This window comes from Klebsiella grimontii, assembly GCF_042137965.1.
Taxonomy (GTDB): domain Bacteria; phylum Pseudomonadota; class Gammaproteobacteria; order Enterobacterales; family Enterobacteriaceae; genus Klebsiella; species Klebsiella grimontii.
This window is the reverse complement of record NZ_CP169721.1, coordinates 5,491,151-5,512,813: the sequence shown is the minus strand read 5'-3', so window position 1 is coordinate 5,512,813 and position 21,663 is coordinate 5,491,151. Positions and strand designations below refer to the sequence as shown.

General features: G+C 54.4%; 20 protein-coding genes. 10 read left to right on the top strand and 10 right to left on the bottom strand.

What is annotated here, in order from left to right; translation table 11 throughout:
* Positions 1–40: 40 nt before the first annotated feature.
* Positions 41–1,516 carry a ketol-acid reductoisomerase gene (gene ilvC, locus ACE3MN_RS25840; RefSeq protein WP_004133304.1) on the top strand — a complete coding sequence of 492 codons (1,476 nt, stop codon included), beginning with the start codon at positions 41–43 and terminating at the stop codon, positions 1,514–1,516.
* Positions 1,517–1,616: 100 nt separating this feature from the next.
* On the opposite strand, the gene ppiC (ACE3MN_RS25835) is transcribed toward ilvC, so the two are convergent.
* Positions 1,617–1,898, bottom strand: coding sequence for a peptidylprolyl isomerase PpiC (gene ppiC / locus ACE3MN_RS25835; protein ID WP_004127351.1), 282 nt, complete (start codon positions 1,896–1,898; stop codon positions 1,617–1,619).
* Positions 1,899–1,950: 52 nt separating this feature from the next.
* Positions 1,951–2,232, bottom strand: a complete 282-nt coding sequence (gene ppiC, locus ACE3MN_RS25830; RefSeq protein WP_004127352.1) for a peptidylprolyl isomerase PpiC — start codon at positions 2,230–2,232, stop codon at positions 1,951–1,953.
* A 193-nt stretch (positions 2,233–2,425) separates the two neighbouring features.
* Here ppiC (ACE3MN_RS25830) and ACE3MN_RS25825 point away from each other — a divergent pair, with 193 nt between their 5' ends.
* From ACE3MN_RS25825 to rep, 4 genes are all read left to right on the top strand, one after another.
* On the top strand, positions 2,426–3,130 hold the full coding sequence (locus ACE3MN_RS25825; RefSeq protein ID WP_102650371.1) for a Crp/Fnr family transcriptional regulator: 705 nt from the start codon (positions 2,426–2,428) through the stop codon (positions 3,128–3,130).
* A 24-nt stretch (positions 3,131–3,154) separates the two neighbouring features.
* Positions 3,155–3,904, top strand: coding sequence for a nucleoside phosphorylase (locus ACE3MN_RS25820; protein ID WP_032711118.1), 750 nt, complete (start codon positions 3,155–3,157; stop codon positions 3,902–3,904).
* Entirely contained in the window at positions 3,904–4,626 is a 723-nt protein-coding gene (gene pnuC / locus ACE3MN_RS25815) for a nicotinamide riboside transporter PnuC (protein ID WP_029669992.1), read from the top strand. The genes ACE3MN_RS25820 and pnuC overlap by 1 nt, the downstream gene beginning before the upstream one ends.
* A gap of 102 nt (positions 4,627–4,728) precedes the next feature.
* Positions 4,729–6,747 carry a DNA helicase Rep gene (gene rep / locus ACE3MN_RS25810; protein WP_024360636.1) on the top strand — a complete coding sequence of 673 codons (2,019 nt, stop codon included), beginning with the start codon at positions 4,729–4,731 and terminating at the stop codon, positions 6,745–6,747.
* 3 nt (positions 6,748–6,750) lie between these two features.
* Here rep and ACE3MN_RS25805 read toward each other — a convergent pair whose 3' ends face one another.
* The 3 genes from ACE3MN_RS25805 to ACE3MN_RS25795 are packed head-to-tail and all read right to left on the bottom strand — an operon-like array spanning position 6,751 to position 10,147.
* Positions 6,751–7,713 carry a PfkB family carbohydrate kinase gene (locus tag ACE3MN_RS25805; protein WP_102650362.1) on the bottom strand — a complete coding sequence of 321 codons (963 nt, stop codon included), beginning with the start codon at positions 7,711–7,713 and terminating at the stop codon, positions 6,751–6,753.
* On the bottom strand, positions 7,697–9,112 hold the full coding sequence (locus ACE3MN_RS25800) for a purine-cytosine permease family protein (protein ID WP_102650363.1): 1,416 nt from the start codon (positions 9,110–9,112) through the stop codon (positions 7,697–7,699). Before ACE3MN_RS25800 ends, ACE3MN_RS25805 begins: the two co-directional genes overlap by 17 nt.
* 18 nt (positions 9,113–9,130) lie before the next feature.
* On the bottom strand, positions 9,131–10,147 hold the full coding sequence (locus ACE3MN_RS25795; RefSeq protein WP_004133296.1) for an ADP-ribosylglycohydrolase family protein: 1,017 nt from the start codon (positions 10,145–10,147) through the stop codon (positions 9,131–9,133).
* Positions 10,148–10,368: 221 nt separating this feature from the next.
* On the opposite strand from ACE3MN_RS25795, the gene ACE3MN_RS25790 reads away from it, so the two are divergent.
* On the top strand, positions 10,369–11,154 hold the full coding sequence (locus ACE3MN_RS25790) for a GntR family transcriptional regulator (protein WP_004133295.1): 786 nt from the start codon (positions 10,369–10,371) through the stop codon (positions 11,152–11,154).
* A gap of 35 nt (positions 11,155–11,189) precedes the next feature.
* Here the strand turns inward: ACE3MN_RS25790 and ACE3MN_RS25785 are convergent, their stop codons facing one another.
* From ACE3MN_RS25785 to rhlB, 5 genes are all read right to left on the bottom strand, one after another.
* Positions 11,190–11,912: a DUF554 domain-containing protein gene (locus tag ACE3MN_RS25785; RefSeq protein WP_004133293.1), complete on the bottom strand. Its 723-nt coding sequence runs from the start codon at positions 11,910–11,912 to the stop codon at positions 11,190–11,192.
* A gap of 61 nt (positions 11,913–11,973) precedes the next feature.
* Entirely contained in the window at positions 11,974–12,972 is a 999-nt protein-coding gene (locus ACE3MN_RS25780) for an amidohydrolase family protein (protein ID WP_004133291.1), read from the bottom strand.
* Positions 12,973–13,108: 136 nt separating this feature from the next.
* A complete protein-coding gene (locus tag ACE3MN_RS25775) occupies positions 13,109–14,029 on the bottom strand; it encodes a LysR family transcriptional regulator (protein ID WP_004133290.1) in 921 nt (306 codons plus the stop codon).
* Between the two features lie 18 nt (positions 14,030–14,047).
* Positions 14,048–15,556 (bottom strand): guanosine-5'-triphosphate,3'-diphosphate diphosphatase, encoded by a 1,509-nt coding sequence (gene gppA, locus ACE3MN_RS25770; RefSeq protein WP_162685363.1) that lies wholly within the window; start codon positions 15,554–15,556, stop codon positions 14,048–14,050.
* Positions 15,557–15,681: 125 nt separating this feature from the next.
* Positions 15,682–16,947 carry an ATP-dependent RNA helicase RhlB gene (gene rhlB / locus ACE3MN_RS25765; protein ID WP_024360632.1) on the bottom strand — a complete coding sequence of 422 codons (1,266 nt, stop codon included), beginning with the start codon at positions 16,945–16,947 and terminating at the stop codon, positions 15,682–15,684.
* Positions 16,948–17,288: 341 nt separating this feature from the next.
* Between rhlB and trxA the strand changes: the two genes are divergently transcribed.
* From trxA to wzzE, 4 genes are all read left to right on the top strand, one after another.
* Positions 17,289–17,618 carry a thioredoxin TrxA gene (gene trxA / locus ACE3MN_RS25760; protein WP_004097507.1) on the top strand — a complete coding sequence of 110 codons (330 nt, stop codon included), beginning with the start codon at positions 17,289–17,291 and terminating at the stop codon, positions 17,616–17,618.
* 329 nt (positions 17,619–17,947) lie between these two features.
* On the top strand, positions 17,948–19,207 hold the full coding sequence (gene rho, locus ACE3MN_RS25755; protein WP_002883293.1) for a transcription termination factor Rho: 1,260 nt from the start codon (positions 17,948–17,950) through the stop codon (positions 19,205–19,207).
* 242 nt (positions 19,208–19,449) lie between these two features.
* Positions 19,450–20,544: a UDP-N-acetylglucosamine--undecaprenyl-phosphate N-acetylglucosaminephosphotransferase gene (wecA, locus tag ACE3MN_RS25750; RefSeq protein ID WP_004127391.1), complete on the top strand. Its 1,095-nt coding sequence runs from the start codon at positions 19,450–19,452 to the stop codon at positions 20,542–20,544.
* Between the two features lie 21 nt (positions 20,545–20,565).
* The gene (gene wzzE, locus ACE3MN_RS25745) at positions 20,566–21,612 is read left to right on the top strand and encodes an ECA polysaccharide chain length modulation protein (protein ID WP_004133286.1); all 1,047 of its coding nucleotides are present in this window, start codon (positions 20,566–20,568) and stop codon (positions 21,610–21,612) included.
* Positions 21,613–21,663: the final 51 nt, after the last annotated feature.

Sequence of the window (21,663 nt, the reverse complement as noted above, 5' to 3'; positions counted from 1 at the left end):
AACCGAACAATAAGACAGCACAACATCACGAGGTATCACCATGGCTAACTACTTTAATACACTGAACCTGCGCCAGCAGCTGGCGCAGCTGGGCAAATGTCGCTTTATGGGTCGCGACGAATTCGCCGATGGCGCAAGCTACCTTCAGGGTAAAAAAGTGGTCATCGTCGGCTGTGGCGCTCAGGGCCTGAACCAGGGTCTGAACATGCGCGACTCCGGTCTGGATATCTCCTACGCGCTGCGTAAAGAAGCGATTGCCGAAAAGCGCGCTTCATGGCGTAAAGCGACCGAAAACGGCTTCAAAGTAGGTACCTACGAAGAGCTGATCCCGCAGGCTGACCTGGTGGTCAACCTGACTCCGGACAAACAGCACTCTGACGTTGTGCGTTCCGTTCAGCCGCTGATGAAAGACGGCGCGGCGCTGGGCTACTCTCATGGCTTCAACATCGTGGAAGTTGGCGAGCAGATCCGTAAAGATATCACCGTCGTGATGGTGGCGCCGAAGTGCCCGGGTACCGAAGTGCGTGAAGAGTACAAGCGCGGCTTCGGCGTACCGACCCTGATCGCGGTTCACCCGGAAAACGATCCGAAAGGCGAAGGCATGGCGATTGCTAAAGCCTGGGCTGCGGCGACCGGCGGTCACCGTGCGGGCGTTCTGGAATCTTCCTTCGTTGCGGAAGTGAAATCTGACCTGATGGGCGAGCAGACCATCCTCTGCGGTATGCTGCAGGCCGGTTCTCTGCTGTGCTTCGATAAGCTGGTGGAAGAGGGTACCGACCCGGCATACGCTGAAAAACTGATTCAGTTCGGCTGGGAAACCATCACCGAAGCGCTGAAGCAGGGCGGTATCACCCTGATGATGGATCGCCTGTCTAACCCGGCTAAGCTGCGTGCTTACGCGCTGTCCGAACAGCTGAAAACGATCATGGCGCCGCTGTTCCAGAAGCATATGGATGACATCATCTCCGGTGAATTCTCCTCCGGCATGATGGCTGACTGGGCCAACGACGATAAGAAACTGCTGACCTGGCGTGAAGAAACCGGTAAAACCGCGTTCGAAACCGCACCGCAGTTTGAAGGTAAAATCGGCGAGCAGGAGTACTTCGATAAAGGCGTTCTGATGATCGCGATGGTGAAAGCGGGCGTTGAGCTGGCGTTCGAAACCATGGTGGATTCCGGCATCATCGAAGAGTCTGCTTACTACGAATCACTGCACGAGCTGCCGCTGATCGCCAACACCATCGCTCGTAAGCGTCTGTACGAAATGAACGTGGTTATCTCCGATACCGCTGAATACGGTAACTACCTGTTCTCTTACGCTTGCGTACCGCTGCTGAAAGAGTTCATGACCACCCTGCAGACCGGCGACTTGGGCAAAGCGATTGCCGAAGGCGCGGTAGACAACGCTCAGCTGCGCGACGTGAACGAAGCCATTCGCGGCCATGCTATCGAGCAGGTTGGTAAGAAACTGCGTGGTTACATGACTGATATGAAACGCATTGCGGTTGCCGGGTAAATAAAAACGACGGTGGTGGGGGGATACCCTCACCCCAGCCCTCTCCCACAGGGAGAGGGAGCAAACATTCAAGGCCTTCTCAGCGAGAAGGCCTTGTTGTTTATTTCCGGTACAGCACTTTGATGATGTGATAACCAAACTGGGTGTGCAGCGGGCCGGTGGGCTCCAGCTCCGGGCAGGAGAAGACGACTTTATCAAACGCCGGCACCATCTGGCCCTGGCGGAATTCACCTAAATCGCCGCCGCGTTTGCCTGACGGGCAGATCGAGTGCTTCTTCGCCAGTTTACCGAAATCGGCGCCGTTTTTAATTTGCTCCAGAAGATCCAGTGCCAGCTGCTCTTCTTTAACCAGGATATGCAGTGCTGCTGCCGTTTTTGCCATGATCGTACCTTGATTGAATAGGGGATGAATCAGGGCGCAATAGTAGCATGGGCTAGCGGCGATACAGCACCTTAATGATGTGGTAGCCAAACTTGGTTTTGACCGGCCCGTAAGGTTTGAGCAGCGGGCAGCTGAAGACTGCCTTATCGAACGGCCCAACCATGACTCCTTGATTAAACTCTCCGAGATCGCCGCCGTTGCGCCCGGAGGGGCACTTTGAATAGCGCTTTGCCAGATGATCGAAGCTTACGCCACGTTCCAGTTTGGCGAGGATCTCTTGCGCCAGCTTCTCTTCTTTAACCAGGATGTGCAGGGCTGCTGCGCTCTTTGCCATTATTTTGTTCTCACGTCTCAAAGATATCCCGTTACTTTACCATCCGCTTTGGTCGTGGACATATACTCTTCGCCATCGCGGGACAGATGTCTCGCCTGATAGACGGAAGCGGGAGATGAGCAACACTTTTATCCGGCGTATTCCCCCCTGCCAGGACAGCCGTCCTGTCCTTAACGTCGTGGAGCGAGATAACATGGACACAATGAAAAAACCTGACTTTTCAGTTAGCTGGCTTTCCGGGCTGAGCGAGATTGTGAGCGATCCGCTGCTCTATGAATTACTGAAATATTGTCCTCTGGAGATCATGCAGCGCTGGCGCTTCGAAGAGATCCCGCGCGGTGATTTTATCTGCCGGCAGGGTGACGTGTGTCAGCGGTTTTCGCTGATTATCGCCGGTGAGGTGGACGTTTTCTATGAGGCTGAAGACGGGCGCCGCTACCGCCAGGCCCGTTACCGTAAAGGCGACATGCTGGGCGAGCTCGAGATCTTTGAGTCGCGTCATTACATCTGCTCGGTGGTGGCGGTGGGTCATGTGCAGCTCCTGAGCCTGTCGCAGGAACATTTCTGCCGCTGGCTGGCGTTAGATAACCATTTTAACCAGCGGATGCTGCGCTTTTTTAGCCAGCAGTATTACCAGCTGTCGAAGAAGGCCAGCAGCGACAATCTTTACTCGCTGCATCAGCGGGTATGTCAGGCGTTATGGCTGCGTTATCAAAATGATGGCGCCAGTGAAATCTTGCTGGATAAGCAAAATCTCAGCCAGGAATTCGCGGCGACGACCCGCAGTATTAACCGTATTTTGCATGACCTGAAAGCGCTACAGATTATTGATACCGATGGTGAACGCATTGTGTTGTTAGCTCCTGAAAAACTGAAGCAGGAGGCTGATATCGGATAACCGCAAGAGTAAGGAGGCGGGAGAATGTCGCTGCAACCCCATATCCAGTTAAGCAAAGAGATGACCGGCGCGCGGTACGCGCTGCTGCCGGGCGACCCGCAGCGGGTCGACCGCATCGCCAATTTTCTTGATAATCCACAGCCGCTCGGTCAGAACCGGGAGTTTCGCGCCGCGCGCGGCTGGTATCAGGGCGTCGAGATTTTGGTACTCTCCACCGGAATCGGTGGCCCCTCCACCGCGATCGCCATTGAAGAACTGCGCCAGATCGGCGTAACCACTCTGATTCGTATCGGCAGCTGCGGGGCACTGCAGGATAATCTTGCGCTCGGCGACGTGATTATCGCTCACGCCGCGGTGATGGATGACGGTACCAGCCGAACCTATGCGCCGGCGGGCTATCCGGCCTGCGCTGACCCACAGCTGACCTGGGAACTGATGGCGCAGGCGCGGCAGATGAATATCCCGGCCGCGTGCGGTCTGGTGCGCAGCCATGACAGTTTCTATACCGATCGTGAGGCGGAACTGGATGCGCAGTGGTCGGCGCGCGGCATTCTGGGGGCGGATATGGAGAGCGCCGCCCTGATGACTATCGGCGCGCTGCGCGGGCTACGTACGGCTTCATTACTCAACGTGGTTGTTGCCCATAACGGTTGTCTGGATAGCAGCATCAATGATTATGTCCAGCAGGAAGCGCTGTGCCAGCAGGGCGAAGAACGGCAAATTACCCTGGCGCTGCGCGCCATTTATTCCGCTAGCCAGCAAGGAGGTTTGTGATGGACTTTTTTAGCATTAACAATGTGATGGTCAACATTCCTCTCGGCGAAGGCGGCTATGCGCTATCGTGGATTGAAGCCATCGGTACCATATTCGGCCTGTTGTGTATCTGGTGCGCCAGCCGGGAAAAAATCATCAACTATCTGTTTGGCCTGATCAACGTCACGCTGTTTGCGGCCATTTTTTTCCAGATTCAGCTCTATGCCAGCCTGCTGCTGCAGGTGTTTTTTTTCGCAGCCAACATTTACGGCTGGTACGCGTGGAGCCGGCAAAACGAGGCGCAGGAGGCCGCGCTCAAGGTACGCTGGCTTTCCCGTCAGCAAACCCTGGCGCTGGGCGGCGTCTGCGCGGTGGCGATTGTGCTGATGACGTTGTTTATCGATCCGGTGTTCGCGACGCTCACTCGTATCATGATTGCCCTGCTGCAAACTTTCGGTATGCAGGTTGCGATGCCCGACCTCCAGCCCGATGCCTTCCCGTTCTGGGATTCCACCATGCTGGTGTTGTCGATTGCCGCCATGGTGCTGATGACGCGTAAGTTCGTCGAAAACTGGCTGCTGTGGGTACTTATTGACGTGATTAGCGTCGTTATCTACGCGGTACAAGGCGTTTACGCCATGTCGCTTGAATATGTCCTGCTGACGGCGATCGCGGTGATGGGCTCGTACAGCTGGATCAAGAGCGCGCAGCGTAACGGCTATACTCCGCTTGCCGCATCCTGATTGACCGATTTCCAGGCTGCCTGAATGGGCAGCCTGTTGCTCTCACCGCCCCTCTTTCTGCTACAATCCCCACCCCGTTCGAAGATTGAGCAAAATACACCCATGCGTTTAAATCCTGGCCAACAACAAGCCGTCGAATTCGTTACCGGACCGTGCCTGGTGCTGGCGGGTGCCGGTTCCGGTAAGACCCGCGTTATTACCAATAAAATCGCCCACCTGATCCGCGGCTGCGGCTACCAGGCGCGCCATATCGCGGCGGTTACCTTTACCAACAAGGCGGCGCGCGAAATGAAAGAGCGCGTCGGGCAAACGCTGGGGCGTAAAGAAGCGCGCGGCCTGATGATTTCCACCTTCCACACGCTGGGGCTGGATATCATCAAACGCGAATACGCTGCATTAGGGATGAAATCCAACTTCTCGCTGTTCGACGATACCGACCAGGTGGCGCTGTTAAAAGAGCTCACCGAAGGGCTGATCGAAGACGATAAAGTGGTGCTTCAGCAGCTGATCTCCACGATCTCCAACTGGAAAAACGATCTGAAAACCCCTGCTCAGGCCGCCGCCGGCGCGAAAGGGGAGCGGGATCGGATCTTTGCTCACTGCTACGGGCTGTACGACGCGCATATGAAAGCCTGTAACGTACTCGACTTTGACGATCTGATCCTGCTGCCGACCCTGCTGCTGCAGCGCAACGAAGAGGTGCGGGAGCGCTGGCAGAACAAGATTCGCTATCTGCTGGTGGATGAATACCAGGACACCAACACCAGCCAGTACGAGCTGGTGAAACTGCTGGTGGGGCAGCGGGCACGCTTTACCGTAGTCGGCGATGACGATCAGTCGATCTACTCCTGGCGCGGCGCGCGGCCGCAGAACCTGGTGCTGCTAAGCCAGGATTTCCCGGCGCTGCAGGTGATCAAGCTGGAGCAAAACTACCGCTCTTCCGGGCGTATTCTGAAGGCGGCCAACATCCTGATTGCCAACAACCCGCACGTCTTCGAAAAGCGCCTGTTTTCCGAGCTGGGCTATGGCGTAGAGCTGAAGGTGCTCTCCGCCAACAATGAAGACCACGAGGCGGAACGCGTGGCTGGCGAACTGATCGCCCATCACTTTATTAATAAAACCGCCTATAAGGATTACGCGATCCTGTATCGCGGCAACCATCAGTCGCGGGTTTTCGAAAAGATGCTGATGCAAAACCGCATCCCGTACAAAATTTCCGGCGGCACGTCGTTCTTTTCCCGTCCAGAAATTAAAGACCTGCTGGCCTATCTGCGCGTGCTGACTAACCCTGATGACGACAGCGCCTTCCTGCGCATCGTCAATACGCCGAAGCGCGAAATCGGTTCGGCGACGCTGCAAAAGCTGGGCGAATGGGCGATGGGGCGCAATAAAAGCATGTTTACTGCCAGCTTCGATATGGGCCTGACCCAGACGCTGAACGGACGCGGCTATGAGTCTTTGACCCGCTTCACCCACTGGCTGCGGGAGATCCAGCAGCTTTCAGAGCGCGAGCCGATTGCCGCCGTCCGCGATCTGATCCGCGGCGTGGATTATGAATCCTGGCTCTATGAAACTTCGCCCAGCCCGAAAGCCGCCGAAATGCGGATGAAAAACGTCAATACGCTCTTCACGTGGATGACCGAAATGCTGGAGGGCAGCGATATCGATGAACCGATGACGCTTACCCAGGTCGTGACCCGTTTTACGCTACGAGACATGATGGAGCGCGGCGAGTCGGATGAGGAGACGGATCAGGTTCAGCTGATGACGCTTCACGCTTCAAAAGGGCTGGAGTTCCCCTACGTCTACCTGGTTGGCATGGAGGAAGGGCTGCTGCCGCACCAGAGCAGCATTGATGAAGACAACGTCGATGAAGAACGCCGTCTTGCCTACGTGGGTATCACCCGCGCGCAGAAAGAGCTTACTTTTACCTTGTGCAAAGAGCGCCGTCAGTACGGCGAGCTGGTGCGACCGGAGCCGAGCCGTTTCCTGCTGGAGCTGCCGCAGGATGATCTGATTTGGGAGCAGGAGCGCAAAGTGATTTCGCCGGAAGAGCGTATGCATAAAGGTCAGGCGAACGTCGCCAACATCCGGGCGATGCTGGCGAAAGCGCGTAAATAGCGGCTAGCGGCCGTTTTGCTGCTGAATCTGGAACTGACGTAGCTCTTCGCGACCCGGAGCACCGTCTGCACCCGGCCGGGTGACGACAATAGCCGCTACTTCATTGCCCAGCAGCGCGGCCTGGCGCAGATCCATCCCGCAGGCCAGCCCGGCGATCGTACCGGCGCAGTGGCTGTCTCCAGCGGCAATCGTATCGTAGACCTTCACGCGGCAGGCAGCAATATGCTGCGGTTGTGCGTCAGGTTCAACCACCCACGCGCCATCTTTATCGAACCGACAGATCGCCCGTAAATGCCAGTCGCTGGCGAGCCGTGAAGCGGCGTCAAGGGTCGCGCTATCCAAATCGTATAAACGTGCGCACAGCACGCTGAGTTCATCGCGATTCAGAGTGAGCACAGGAGCTTTGCCCAGCAGCGCCTGGATAAAGTGAATATCCAGATCGTTCAGACGCGGGCCAAAATCGACAAACAGCGTTTTATCTTCCGTAAGGTCCAGAATCCACTGGCGCAGCGCTTCGCTGGCCAGCTCGTAGCCAGAGACATAAATTATGGCGTCCTTCGGCTGCGGAATTTGTGCCAGCAGCTCGTTGTTCCAGTGCTGCTCGCAGCCCTCAATGGTGATAAACGTCCGCTCTTTGTTCGCCTCGACGAGTGCCAGACACCAGCCGTTATCGTGGGTGGGGTGGCGCAAGAGGACGGGTAGGTTTTCCAGCGCCATTTTCTGTGCAACAGCCTGCCCCCACTCGCCATTGCCCACCGGTATCGCGTTTATCAAAGGGAGTTCAAGGCGCGAGAGCGCGCGGGCGACATTAAACGCGCAGCCGCCAATCTGCCGTCCGCCATCGCGGGCAGAAACATCGCTACCGCTATGCGGCAGCGCATCGAGATGGAGAATCATGTCGCCAAAAGCGGCGCCGATAACCACGATCGGCCGCCGCGGCGACAGCAGGTCAGCTGTTATTGTCACGGCTGGCCTCCTTTCTTGCGCCGAACGCCAGATACAGCGCCAGGCTCAGAATAAAAGAGACAAACAGACCCAGGCTAGAGTCCGCGAAAATGCCGACCGCGAAAGGTCCGTCGATAAACCCGGTTTTGGATACCATCAATCCCGCCAGCGCGCCGACAATCCAGCAGCCCAGCGCGGTGCGGTTCGCTCCGCTGTCCCTGAATAAATCAGCTTCAGCATATCCGGCTCGGCGGCGAATCCGATAAAAATCGACCATAAAAATGGCGGCCCAGGCGGCCAGAAATACGCCGCAGAAAATCAGAAACGCGATGAAAGGGCCGAGAAAATCTTTCGAGACAAACAGCACGTAGAGCGCGATCCCCAGCACCAGAACGGCATCAAGGGCTACGGCGGAGCGCTGCTGGAGCTTAATCCCCATGCTTAACAGGTTAAGGCTGGCGGAATAGAGACTCAGCACGGCGATGGTCACGACCCCGGCGGTCGCCGCGGCCAGATAGGGGATTGCCATCCAGGAAGGCAGCAGTTTGCCAATCGCTGAAATGGGGTTCTCGCTGGAGGCCAGGTCGGGGATCTGGGCGGTAAGCAGTATCCCGGTGAGCATCAGCAGCAGTAGGGGGAGCGCGGCGCCGCTGACAACGGCGAGAAAAATAGGCTTTTCACCGGCGTCGGGACGCTGATCCCGGCTATAGTCGGCGCCGGCGATAGCCCAGCTGATGCCGGTGCCCGCGGCAATAATTGATACCGCTGGCAAAAAGCCGGTGAGCCAGCTGCCTGAAGGCAGCGCGAGGATGGCCTGCCAGTCTGCGGTGAAGAGTAAATAGATCACTACCAGCAGCGTCATGGCGCCAAAGATCCGGGTGATCCATTTTTGCATCATCAGCACGGCATTTTGTCCGAGCACGCTGACCAGTACGGTCAGCCCGCCAAACAAGAAAAGCGACAGCGCGGTGGTGGTCAGGCTCTCTTCAAGACCCATGGCGGCAAACAGCGCGACGAGGGTGAGCGTGCCGGTAATGATATTGACCGCTTCCCAGCCCATCAGATTCACCCAACAGAAGCTGGTGGGCGCGATATTGCCGCGTTTGCCAAAAATGACCCGGGAGAGGGTGAGCGTCGTGGTGCGGCCGATTTTGCCGGCGATGCTGGTGACGCCGACCAGCGCAAAAGAGGCGACGCCCGCCACGGCGGCAAGGAGCGACTGCCAGAATGAGAGGCCAAACGCCACAATGACCGCGCCGTAAACGACCCCAAGAATGCCAATATTCGCGGCGCACCAGACGAAAAACAGCTGGACCGGTTGTTGGGTCTGGTGGACCGGAGGAACGAGACCGATCCCTAATTCCGCCATTCCGGGATCTGCCGTCTGGATATTTCCATCGTATGAAGCTTTGCTGTCCATAGTGATGCCCTCAGTGAATTATGCGAAGCGGTATCCTGCAAGCCGCTGTGCGTAAGGCGCGAAGTCGATGCTGTTGGCCTGCTTAATCTGTTGTATAGGTTCTTCAGGAAAAGCCTCTATGCCATGAAGCGCGCCGCAGATGGCGGTTGCCATCGCGCCAATAGTGTCGGTGTCGCCGCCTAAATTGGCTGCCAGCATAGCGCATTTCATGGGCTGCGTTTTTGCCAGCTCGACCAGCGCAATCGCTGCGGGGACAGACTCGATAATATCCATACCGGCGCCGATATCCTCATAAATACGTTCGATACCTGTCAGGTGGTCAGTCTCTCCGGAGATCGTTTCCAGCGCCAGGTGGATACGGTTCCCAAGAAGTGGACTAAAAGTGGACTCGTAATGGCGCTGGGTTTCATTTGCCAGCGACGCCAGCTCCGTTTTGATTAACGGCCATTCGGCCCCTTCAATGGCGCGGCTGATCGCCCAGGCAATGACCACCGCGCCGGCGATGGCGATGTCGGATTTGTGCGTCGGCAGGCAGGATAGCCGCACTTGCTCAATGAAAAACGCCCTGTCCTCGGTGGGCAGTCGACAGCCCATCGGCGCCACGCGCATTGCCGCACCGTTGGTCACGCCGTTGGCCGCGATCTCATCCAGCGGTTGCCCCTGTTCGAGCGCGATCAGAGAAGCCTTTGAGGTTGGGCCGAGAATATTTTTCTCAAATGCCTGGCAGCGTCGGGCCCACAGCAGAATGTGTCTGGCGATGGCCAGTGGATCGGTCACGCCGTTGTTTTCATCAAGCGCATCCATCAGCGCGATGCACTGATGGGTGTCATCCGTGAACTCGGCGGCGCGAAATTCGCAGGCAGCAATATTCTCTTTCGGTCCGGGAAGAAAGCGTTCAATCCAGCCAAAATGGTTAATGATTCGACGTTTAGGCCACAGTTCAGAGGGCATGCCCATCGCATCACCGATGGCTTGCCCAAAAAGACAGCCAAGGATGCGGCTTTCGGCAATATAGGTAGGGCGAATATCAGACATCGTCAGCTCCCAGGAAGAAATGAATAAAAGTTAATCTAAAAATAGATCCAGATTAAGTCCAGTTAAAGTCCTTTATCATCATGCTGTGATCGCAGGCGCATTCTGAGAGAAAAATGCGGCGCTCAAAAATAGTGGGGAGACGTTATGATGGGGCTATTGATTCCAGTATGGATCCACTATGATAAATCCACTGCCACTGAATTCCGCAAGGCCACGAAATTATGTCGCAACCGTTGCTTGAGTATATAAAAGGGCGTCTGAATGCAGAGGCTCCCGCGCCGCTTTATATTCAGCTTAAACAAGCTATTGAAGCTGCGATGACGGAGCGGTTATTGACGCACGGCAGCATTCTGCCCTCCGAGCGCAAAATGTCGCAGACGCTGGAACTATCGCGCGTGACGGTGGTTAAGGCCCTTGATGCGCTGCTGGAAGCCGGGCTGGTGATTAAGCGCCATGGAAAAGGGACCGAGGTGAATCTGCCGGTAAGCTATAACCTTGCCAGCGGCGGGTTTTCTGCCCAGCTACAAAATTCAGGAACGGTGTCCAATCGATGGCTGGTGCGGGAAAAGCTGGCGGCGGATGATTTTCTGGCTCGTGAGCTGGAGATCGCGGTCGGCGATCGGGTGGCGAAAATTAAACGCGTACGTCTGGTCGATGCCCTTCCGGTTTCTATCGAAACCATGTTTATTCCCGAGCGTTTCTTGCCCCGCCCGGATTTACTTGAAGGGTCGCTGTACGCGCACTGGGCGGAAAATGCTATTTTTCCCGATCTTCAGGATTACTCCCTGACGGTACATGTTCCTTCGGGGGAAGAGCTGAATTTGCTCGACTTGCCGCAGGGGGTGCCATTGATGAAAATTACGCTGAAAAGCCGTAATGCTCAGGGCGAGGTGCTTGAGTACGGTACCGCCTTCTGCCTGAGCAATTACTTTAATTTTGATTTCAGAGTGAAGCTCCAGTCGTTGCCTGGTGGCAAACCAGACGTCGTACGCAGAAAAGAGGCGTGATGCCAGTATCCGGGCGATGCTGGTAAAGATGCCCTTCAGGCGATGCATTGTTGCCAGGCGGCGGAGAAGGGCATTACCAGCAGCAGCGAGGGTAGCATGTTCGCCGTTGGAAAAGCGCGAATACCGCAGAGTCGAAAACCCGTCGCCAACATGACGATGCCGCCGCAGGCCGTAAAATCCGCGATCATTGACGGAGTGATAAACACCATAATAAAGCTGGCGGCGAAGAAGAGGATCGCAAATACAATTAGCTGGGGCACAAAAATAACGGCGATGATATACCCCAGCGCGGAGGCAAAAATAGCGGCGGTGAAGAAGTCGAGAATAGATTTAGTGATCAATATTGTCGCATCTCCGGTCATTCCTTCGGTTAATGCACCAAAAATACCGGTTCCGCTGGCGCAAAACAGGATCAGTACGGCGATAAACTGGTTGGTAAAATCCTCTGGCTCCATACCGGAGTTGCCGTTGGTGGGAAAAACCTTCTCGATAGGACCCCGAAGCTTCATTGCGGCATTTTCGATAAGCTTTTCGATATGCAGCAGGCTACCGATAATGGTACCCACGATGACTGCCAAAGCAATAGGCGGCAGATTTATCAACTTATTGAGAAAAAATACACCCATACTGATGGATATTAATCCGGCGATTAGCGGTAAGGTTTTTTTTAAATGCTCAGGAATAAATCGGTTGAGAGAAGCGCCAAAAATGGCACCGATAAGCAGTGAACCACTGCAAATAAAAATACCTAGCGGCATGATATATTCTCCATAAATGAAAAGGGCCTGTTATTAGGCCCTTTGGTTGTAATGGGATGGGTTATTTAATATTAAACACGCGGCTAGCGTTGCCCCAGGCAATTTTATCTTTCAGTTCAGTATCCATTTCCAGCGGATCGAACCAATCGCAGGCCTGATGAATATCTTCATAGGGATAATCGACGGAAAACATCACGCGATCCGGGCCCATAATATCAAGCGCATTTTGCAGCGAATAAGTATTAAAGTGGCCGCTGGTGGTCACGATAAAGTTATTCTGCAAATAGTGCATTAATGGTTTTTCTGCTTTGCCGAGGCCGCAGCCGAAACGCTGGCGATAGAGACGATGCTGCGTTCGTGGCAGCATATGGACCAGTCCTTCGCCTAAATGGCCCAGCACCAGATTCAGGTTTGGATAGCGGTCAAACAGTCCGCTCATCATCAGGCGAATCGCATGAACTGCGGTTTCCTGCGCAAACCCCCAGGCGGAACCGATCAGGCTTTCATAGCCGGTGTAGATACCGCGCGCAGCGCCTTCTAATGGTTCACGAGGATGCAGATAAACGGGAACGTTCAGCTCATTGACTTTATCCCAGAATACCAGCATCGATTCATCATCCAGGTACAGGCCGTGTTCGCTATCCTGGACATTGGTATAACCGTTAATCAGCGCGCCTTTCATTCCCAGTTTTTTTACTGCGCGATCCAGCTCTTCGGCCGCAGCTTCGGGATTTTGTAATGCTAAAGTAGCGAATGCGCTGAATTTATCCGGATTGGGTTTAACGTAGTTCTCGATGATATAGTCATTGGTTTCGCGAGCAAAAGATACGGCTGTCGCTTTATCTAAAATAGATTGGGCCCCAGGTGAAGTTAAAGAAAGGATAACATGGTCAATATTCCTCTGGGCCATTTCATTCAGCTGATAGCTACGATCTAATAAGCGGCGCTCAACGTCCTGCATGTATTCAGAACCATTTCTTGAGGCTTCACCCGTGGCATCCCACAGGCTGTTATTTTTAGGTGTTGAAACGTGTTCTTCTAAAGCGATTTTACCACGCATAATCTATTCCTCTAATCGTTTTCGATATTATCTGATGCGAGGAGAATAGGATTTTTTACGTATTGGCAGCAATAAGCAGAATGTAATACAGACTATCAGGAAAACTAATACAGTATTATGATTTGAGGTCTAAAAATTAATAGATGGTTGTGTTACTGCCCGTTGTGGGTAAGTTGACGATCAGCGACCGTAGCCAGATATGCCCCGGATCGCGATGTAGACGCTGATGCCAGACCTGGCGAATAGCAATTTCCGGTAACGAAAATGGCAACGGCCAGCTGCAGCAGGGATAGCGATTAATAATATGGTTCGCCAGCTGCTCGGGGACGACGGCAAGCAATTCGCTATCCGCAACCAGTTCGCCTGCGCCTAAAAAGCTGGGGAGGGTGAGGGCGATACGGCGCGGCATGCCGTACTCATTAAGCAATTTATCGATATCGCCATGCCCTGTGCCGTTGACGTGAACGGCAAGATGCTTTTCCAGCCGCCAGTTCTCGGCAGTAAACGAGTCTCGGATCCGCGGATGGTTTTCTGCCGCCAGGCAAACGTAGGATTGATTAAACAGGCGTTGCTGATAAACGCTATCCGGTAGCTGCATCAGATAGCCAATAGCTAAATCGCATTTACCCGACTCAAGCGCGCCCAGCGTTTGATCGTCGATATTCAATACGGAAAAAGTAATGCCTTCGGCGCGCTGCTGCTGTAGCAGAGCCTGCAGCGGCGGTAACAACGTCATTTGGCTAATATCGGTCATGCCGATAGTGAAGTTACGCGTATTGGTTTGGGGGTTAAATTCAGGATTGCCGGGAAGTTGGTTATCGACTAGCTGAAGAATGGTAAAAATGGTCTGGGCGATATCATCGGCGCGAGGCGTGGGCACCATACGTTGCCCGATTCGCACAAACAGGGGATCGTCAAAATGCTCGCGCAGCTTTTTCAACAACAGGCTGCCGGTCGGCTGACTGACGTTGAGCGCTTCGGCGGCAGGAGAGACATTCCCCAGGCGGAAGAGGGCGGAAAAAAAACGTAGCGATTTGAAGTCCAGTTCTTCTCGCATGATATTCCCCTGATTGGGCTATTTTGCTGCGCCATCCTCGTTCAGCAGTAGCGGCCAGTGAACGTAGCTCTGCCACTGGCACTCCTGTTCGACCATTTCCCGGCCCAGCGGATGATTTTCCATCCACCCATGGGGCAGCGTTAACGTCAAATTTTCATCGACGGCAGCCAGCGTAATCATCGGCAGCAGGTCGTCGCGTCGGCGGCTGGCAAACAGAATAGCCAGACGCAGCAGACGACACATATGCTCCGCGACTCTCGGCGGAACCGCGTTTTGTTGATGAAGGGAAGAAAGGTCGACGGTGCTGGTTTGGTTTAACAGCAGGGTCGCCAACAGCTTCTTTTGCGCGGGGGTAAAGCCGGGCAGGTCCAGATTGCGCACCAGCCAGGCGGCGTGCAGAGGCGCCTGCTTGTACTCCACGCTCAGGCCGATTTCATGCAGCTGGCAGGCGCTTTGCAGCAAATCGAAGCATAGCGGCTCAATTTCCCAGCTGTTTTCCACCTGATGAACGAAATGGGCGGCCAGCTGGGCAACGCGCTGCGCCTGTTCGGTATCAACCAGAAACCGGCGCTGAATATTACGTAAGGTACGACTGCGAATATCCTGATCGATCGACAGGTGCAGCATGCCGTAGACCAGACCTTCACGCAGCGCGCCGCCGGCGAGCGTCATGCACTGAATGTTCAGCTCGCTGAAGATGGCCATGAGAATCGCCAGTCCGCTAGGAAAGACGAGCGCGCGTTCAAGGGTCAGGCCTTCAATCTCCAGCTCTTCCAGACGACCGCACTGAATAGCGCGCTGTTTGAGCTGCTGTAGTTTGGCTAAGGTGATGCGTTCATCCATCCCCTGCGCCATCATGATTTCTTGTAACGCCTGGACCGTACCGGAAGCCCCGACGCACACTTTCCAGCCGTGATAGCGCAGAACATCGGCGACGGGACGCAAAACTTCACGCGCGGCGGTTTCGGCCTGGTCAAAGTTTTCTTTGGTCAGGCTGCGATCGGCGAAGTACCGTTCCAGCCAGGTCACGCAGCCCATCGACAGGCTAAAAAGCGAGGTGGTTTGCGCGCCGGTGCCGGTAACCAGCTCGGTGCTGGCGCCGCCAATATCCACGACCAGACGCTGATCCGCGCCGCCGGTTGTATGTGCGACGCCCTGATAAATCAGGCGCGCTTCCTCTTCGCCGCTGATAACCTGCACCGCGCAGCCGAGGATTTCCCGCGCTTTTTCCAGAAACTCACCGGCGTTAACCGCCAGGCGCAGCGTCGCCGTAGCGACCACGCGGATTTGCGTCGGGGGAATATCCTGCAAACGCTCGGCGAACAGGCGCAAGCATTGCCAGCCGCGCTCCATGGCTTCGGCAGAGAGCGTGTTGTCGCCATTAAGGCCAGCGGCCAGACGGACTTTGCGTTTGATACGACTGAGGGTCTGGATGCTCCCAGCCACCTCGCGTACAACCAACATATGAAAGCTATTGGAGCCAAGATCGATAGCTGCATAGAGCGAGGTGGAACTCATACACTTCATCCTTCAAGCTGCCTCTGCGCTGGCCGCGTTCTCTTTCCCGGAGCGCTTACCTGAGTAGGCTCATCGGGATTCGTTCTCTTGCCGCCTTGATGCAACTTGCATGATGTTGTGTATGGCATATTGCTTTAACCTGAACGACGACGATTACGTGGTGGACCGTTACGACGCGGGCCGTTGCCAGGGCGCGGGCGCGTGAGGCGCAGCGGTCTGGGCAGTTCGGTCATGAGCGCGTCAGAATTGTATTTGCTGACCGGAATTGAATGACCAATATAGGTTTCAATCGCCGGCAGGTTCAGCGCGTACTCTTCACAGGCCAGGCTGATGGAGTGACCGCTGGCGCCAGCGCGGCCGGTACGGCCAATACGGTGAACGTAGTCTTCGCAATCGTCCGGCAGGTCGTAGTTAAAGACGTGCGTAACGGCCGGAATATGCAGACCGCGGGCGGCAACGTCGGTTGCGACCAGAATGTCGATATCGCCGCGGGTAAATTCATCGAGAATGCGCAGGCGTTTTTTTTGCGCGACGTCGCCGGTTAACAGACCAACACGATGGCCGTCCGCCGCCAGGTGACCCCAGATATCTTCACAACGATGCTTGGTATTGGCGAAAATAATCGCGCGATCCGGCCACTCTTCTTCAAGCAAGGTCTGCAGGAGGCGCATTTTTTCTTCGTTGGAAGGATAGAACAGCTCTTCTTTAATACGGTGGCCCGTTTTCTGCTCAGGCTCAACTTCGACGTACTCGGCGTTGTTCATTTGTTCGAACGCCAGTTCACGGACGCGATAAGAAAGGGTGGCTGAGAACAGCATGTTCAGGCGCTGATTCGCCGGCGGCATACGGCGGAACAGCCAACGGATATCTTTAATAAAGCCGAGATCGTACATGCGATCGGCTTCGTCAAGAACGACAACCTGAATGGCGCCGAGGTTAATATGGTTCTGTTTGGCGTAGTCGATAAGGCGACCGGTGGTACCGATCAAAATATCCACGCCGCTTTCCAGTACTTTCAGCTGCTTATCGTAGCCGTCGCCGCCGTATGCCAGGCCCAGCTTCAGACCGGTAGACTGCGCCAGCGGTTCGGCGTCAGCATGAATCTGTACCGCCAGTTCACGCGTCGGCGCCATGATCAGCGCGCGCGGCTGGTTGACCTGGCGGTCAGCGATCGCCGGGTGAGTGAGAAGATAATGAAACGTTGACGTCAGAAACGCCATCGTTTTACCGGTACCGGTTTGCGCCTGCCCGGCGACATCGCGACCTTCCAGCGTAAGCGGGAGGGCGAGTGCCTGGATGGGTGTGCAATTATGAAACCCTTTCTTTTCAAGGGCTTCAATCACTGCCGGGTGCAGGGCGAAGTCGGAAAACTTCTGTTCTGTTAAATGTGTTTTGCTCATAGTGTGGTAGAATATCAGCTAACTATTGCATTAAGAAAGCGTATCCGGTGAAATAACGTCAACCTTTCGTTGGCTATGTATGAAATTATTCAAGGTGCGTCTGCGGCAACTGAACGAATCTTCGAAAGCTTAGACTACTAAGCGAGGCGAGGGTGACAAATCTGCGATAAGCCGGTTTGAACGTGGGTTGCTTTATCTTTTGCGGGGCAAAGTTCATGATGGACATTGTGACGCAGATCGATAAAAGAGGCATTCTGAAGAACAGCGTGCGTAACGTAGCATCGACACGTCGTTGATGGCCGCGACACCAACACACCAGGCTTATTCCTGTGGAGTTAAATATGAGCGATAAAATTATTCACCTGACTGACGACAGTTTTGACACGGACGTACTCAAGGCTGACGGGCTAACCCTCGTCGATTTCTGGGCAGAGTGGTGTGGTCCGTGCAAAATGATCGCCCCGATTCTGGATGAGATCGCTGAAGAGTATCAGGGCAAACTGACCATTGCGAAACTGAACATCGATCAGAACCCGGGCACCGCGCCGAAATACGGCATTCGCGGTATCCCGACCCTGCTGCTGTTCAAAAATGGCGAAGTTGCAGCGACCAAAGTTGGCGCGCTGTCCAAAGGCCAGTTAAAAGAGTTCCTCGACGCCAACCTGGCGTAAGCGGCTTGCTCTCCCGGCGTCCAGCCTCCTATTTTTTGCGGATCTCTGGACGCCCGGCGAGAGTCGTGCTAAGTTAATCTCAGACTTCGTTTTAAACATACCTTTGTTTGAATCTTGTTTTACCCAAAGCGTCCCGCAAAAATGCGCGTGAGGCTTATAATCCGGGCTTATCACTCATTCCGTTTAGTCGTTTCAGTTCTGCGTTCTTTCCTGTGACCAGGCAACGTACAGACACGAGATGAAGGCCGTTAACAGGCATGGATGTTCCTGCCATACCATTCACAACATTAAGTTCGAGAATTACCCCGAGTTTAAGAACCCACACCATTATGAATCTTACCGAATTAAAGAATACGCCGGTTTCTGAGCTGATTACTCTCGGCGAAAATATGGGGCTGGAAAACCTGGCCCGTATGCGTAAGCAGGATATTATTTTTGCCATCCTCAAGCAGCATTCGAAGAGTGGCGAGGATATCTTTGGCGATGGCGTACTGGAGATACTGCAGGATGGATTTGGTTTCCTCCGTTCAGCAGACAGCTCCTACCTCGCCGGTCCCGACGACATCTACGTATCCCCCAGCCAAATCCGCCGTTTCAACCTCCGCACTGGTGACACCATTTCCGGTAAGATTCGTCCTCCTAAAGAGGGTGAGCGTTACTTTGCGTTGTTGAAAGTTAACGAAGTTAACTACGATAAGCCGGAAAACGCGCGTAACAAGATTCTGTTCGAGAACTTAACCCCGCTGCACGCAAATTCACGTCTGCGTATGGAACGTGGTAACGGCTCAACGGAAGACTTAACCGCCCGCGTACTGGATCTGGCGTCGCCGATCGGCCGCGGCCAGCGTGGTCTGATTGTCGCGCCGCCGAAGGCCGGTAAAACCATGCTGCTGCAGAACATCGCGCAGAGCATTGCGTACAACCATCCTGATTGCGTACTGATGGTACTGCTTATCGACGAACGTCCGGAAGAAGTGACCGAGATGCAGCGTCTGGTTAAAGGTGAAGTTGTCGCTTCGACCTTTGACGAGCCGGCATCCCGCCACGTTCAGGTTGCCGAGATGGTTATCGAGAAGGCGAAGCGTCTGGTTGAGCATAAGAAAGACGTTATCATCCTGCTCGACTCCATTACCCGTCTGGCGCGCGCCTACAACACCGTGGTCCCGGCTTCCGGTAAAGTGTTGACCGGTGGTGTGGACGCCAACGCCCTGCATCGTCCGAAGCGTTTCTTCGGCGCCGCGCGTAACGTGGAAGAGGGCGGCAGCCTGACCATCATCGCTACGGCACTGATCGATACCGGTTCTAAAATGGACGAAGTTATCTACGAAGAGTTTAAAGGCACCGGTAACATGGAGCTTCATCTCTCTCGTAAGATCGCAGAAAAACGCGTCTTCCCGGCTATCGATTACAACCGTTCCGGTACCCGTAAAGAAGAGTTGCTCACCACTCAGGAAGAGCTGCAGAAGATGTGGATCCTGCGTAAAATCATTCACCCGATGGGTGAAATCGACGCGATGGAATTCCTCATCAATAAACTGGCGATGACCAAAACTAACGATGACTTCTTCGACATGATGAAGCGCTCGTAAGTTAAAAATGCCAGAAAACGCCACGCTATTGCGTGGCGTTTTGTTTTCCGGGTTTGTATGATCCAGCAAGGGAAAACAAAATGGGTATTAACGTATGATGTGTGCAGAATGCTGGCAGGCAGAGACGGCTTTAACAGTCTAAAATTTCTACAATAAATTTGTAATGTTCTGCTTTGCCCCTTCTGGAGTTGAGGCATCATCGTTATACTTCCCGGATTAACTATGCTGAGAGCACATGCGTTGTGAATTTACTCACTGCTATTACTGAATTAATCAGTATTTTCTTATTCACTACCCTGTTTATATTTATCGCCCGCAAGGCGGCAAAAAGAGTTGGGCTGGTGGATAAACCTAACTATCGCAAACGGCATCAGGGTTTGATTCCGTTAGTCGGTGGTATTTCAGTTTTCGCAGGTATTTGTTTTACGTTTGCCATCGCCGATTATTACATTCCCCATGCAAGGTTATACCTGGGGTGTGCCGGGGTGCTTGTGCTGGTCGGCGCGCTGGACGACCGCTTTGATATCAGCGTAAAAATTCGCGCCGTTATTCAGGCCGCTATCGCCGTCATTATGATGATGGTGGGTAATCTTCATCTTAGTAGCCTCGGTTTTATATTCGGCTCTTGGGAACTGGTGCTCGGCCCCTTTGGCTTCTTCCTCACGCTGTTCGCCGTTTGGGCGGCGATCAATGCTTTCAATATGGTAGATGGTATCGATGGGCTGCTTGGCGGCCTCTCCTCCGTCTCTTTCGCGGCAACGGGAATCATCCTGTGGTTTGATGGCCAGTACAGCCTGGCGATGTGGTGTTTTGCGATGATTGCCGCCATTTTGCCCTATATTTTACTTAACCTCGGTGCGCTTGGTCGTCGCTATAAGGTCTTTATGGGTGATGCCGGCAGCACCATGATTGGCTTTACTATCATCTGGATCCTGCTGGAGACCACGCAGGGAAAAACGCATCCTATTAGCCCGGTCACGGCGCTGTGGATTATTGCTATCCCATTGATGGATATGGTGGCGATTATGTACCGTCGCCTGCGTAAAGGGATGAGTCCATTCTCCCCGGACCGCCAGCATATTCATCACTTAATCATGCGCGCCGGCTTTACTTCCCGCCAGGCATTTGTCCTGATCACCCTGGCCGCCGCGCTGCTGGCCCTGGTTGGCGTGGTGGCGGAATACACCCGCATTGTGCCGGAATGGGTGATGTTAATACTCTTTTTGGTAGCCTTCTTTCTTTATGGCTACTGCATTAAACGCGCCTGGAAAGTGGCGCGCATGGTTAAGCGCATTAGACGCAGAATTCGGCGACACAGCGGCAATAATCCTAATTAACCAAGTCAATCTGGGGACGTGATGACTCAACCATTACCGGGAGCACAAACAGTGAACGTTGAGAATGAGCTGGATATTCGCGGGCTGTTTCGCGCCTTATGGGCAGGAAAAAGCTGGATAGCAGGTATCGCAGTGCTCTTTGCACTGATTGTTCTGGTTTATACCTTTTTTGCTCGCCAGGAGTGGAGCGCGACGGCGATTACCGACCGGCCAACGGTAAACATGCTGGGGGGATACTATTCGCAGCAGCAGTTTTTACGCAATCTCGATATCAAGGCCAATCTCGTCTCGGTCGATCAGCCTTCGGTAATGGATGAAGCTTATAAAGAGTTCATCATGCAGCAGGCGTCATGGGATACCCGCCGCGACTTCTGGCTGCAAACGGACTACTACAAGCAGCGCCAGTCGGGTAACGCTCGCGCCGATGCCGCCCTGCTGGATGACCTGATCAACGATATCCAGTTTATGCCCGGCGATGCGCTAAAAAGCGTCAACGATAGCGTGAAGCTGACGGCGGAAACCGCTCCGGATGCCAATAATCTGCTGCGCCAGTATGTGGCTTTCGCCAGCCAGCGTGCGGCAGGGCATCTGAATGACGAGCTTAAAGGCGCCTGGGCCGCGCGTACCATCCAGATGAAAGCGCAGGTGAAGCGCCAGGAAGAGGTGGCACGAGAGATTTTCAATCGCCGCATGCATAGCGTGGAACAGGCGCTGAAAGTCGCGCAGCAGCACAATATCTCCCGCAGCGAAACCGATATTCCACCAGACCAGCTGCCGGATTCAGAGCTGTTTTTACTGGGGCGGCCGATGCTGCAGGCCCGACTGGAAAATCTGCAGGCGGTGGGGCCGCAGTACGATATTGATTATGACCAAAGCCGCGCCATGCTAACGACATTAAACGTTGGGCCAACCCTGGATCCGCGTTTTCAGACTTACAGGTATTTGCGAACGCCTGAAGAACCGGTAAAACGCGATAGCCCGCGCCGCGTGTTTCTGATGGTGATGTGGGGGATTGTGGGCGCGCTCATCGGCGCAGGCGTTGCGTTATCGCGTCGCCGTGTCCAGTGAATGCGGCCCGTGGTGAAGGACATTCAGCCTTTATCACCTAATCGAAGAGAA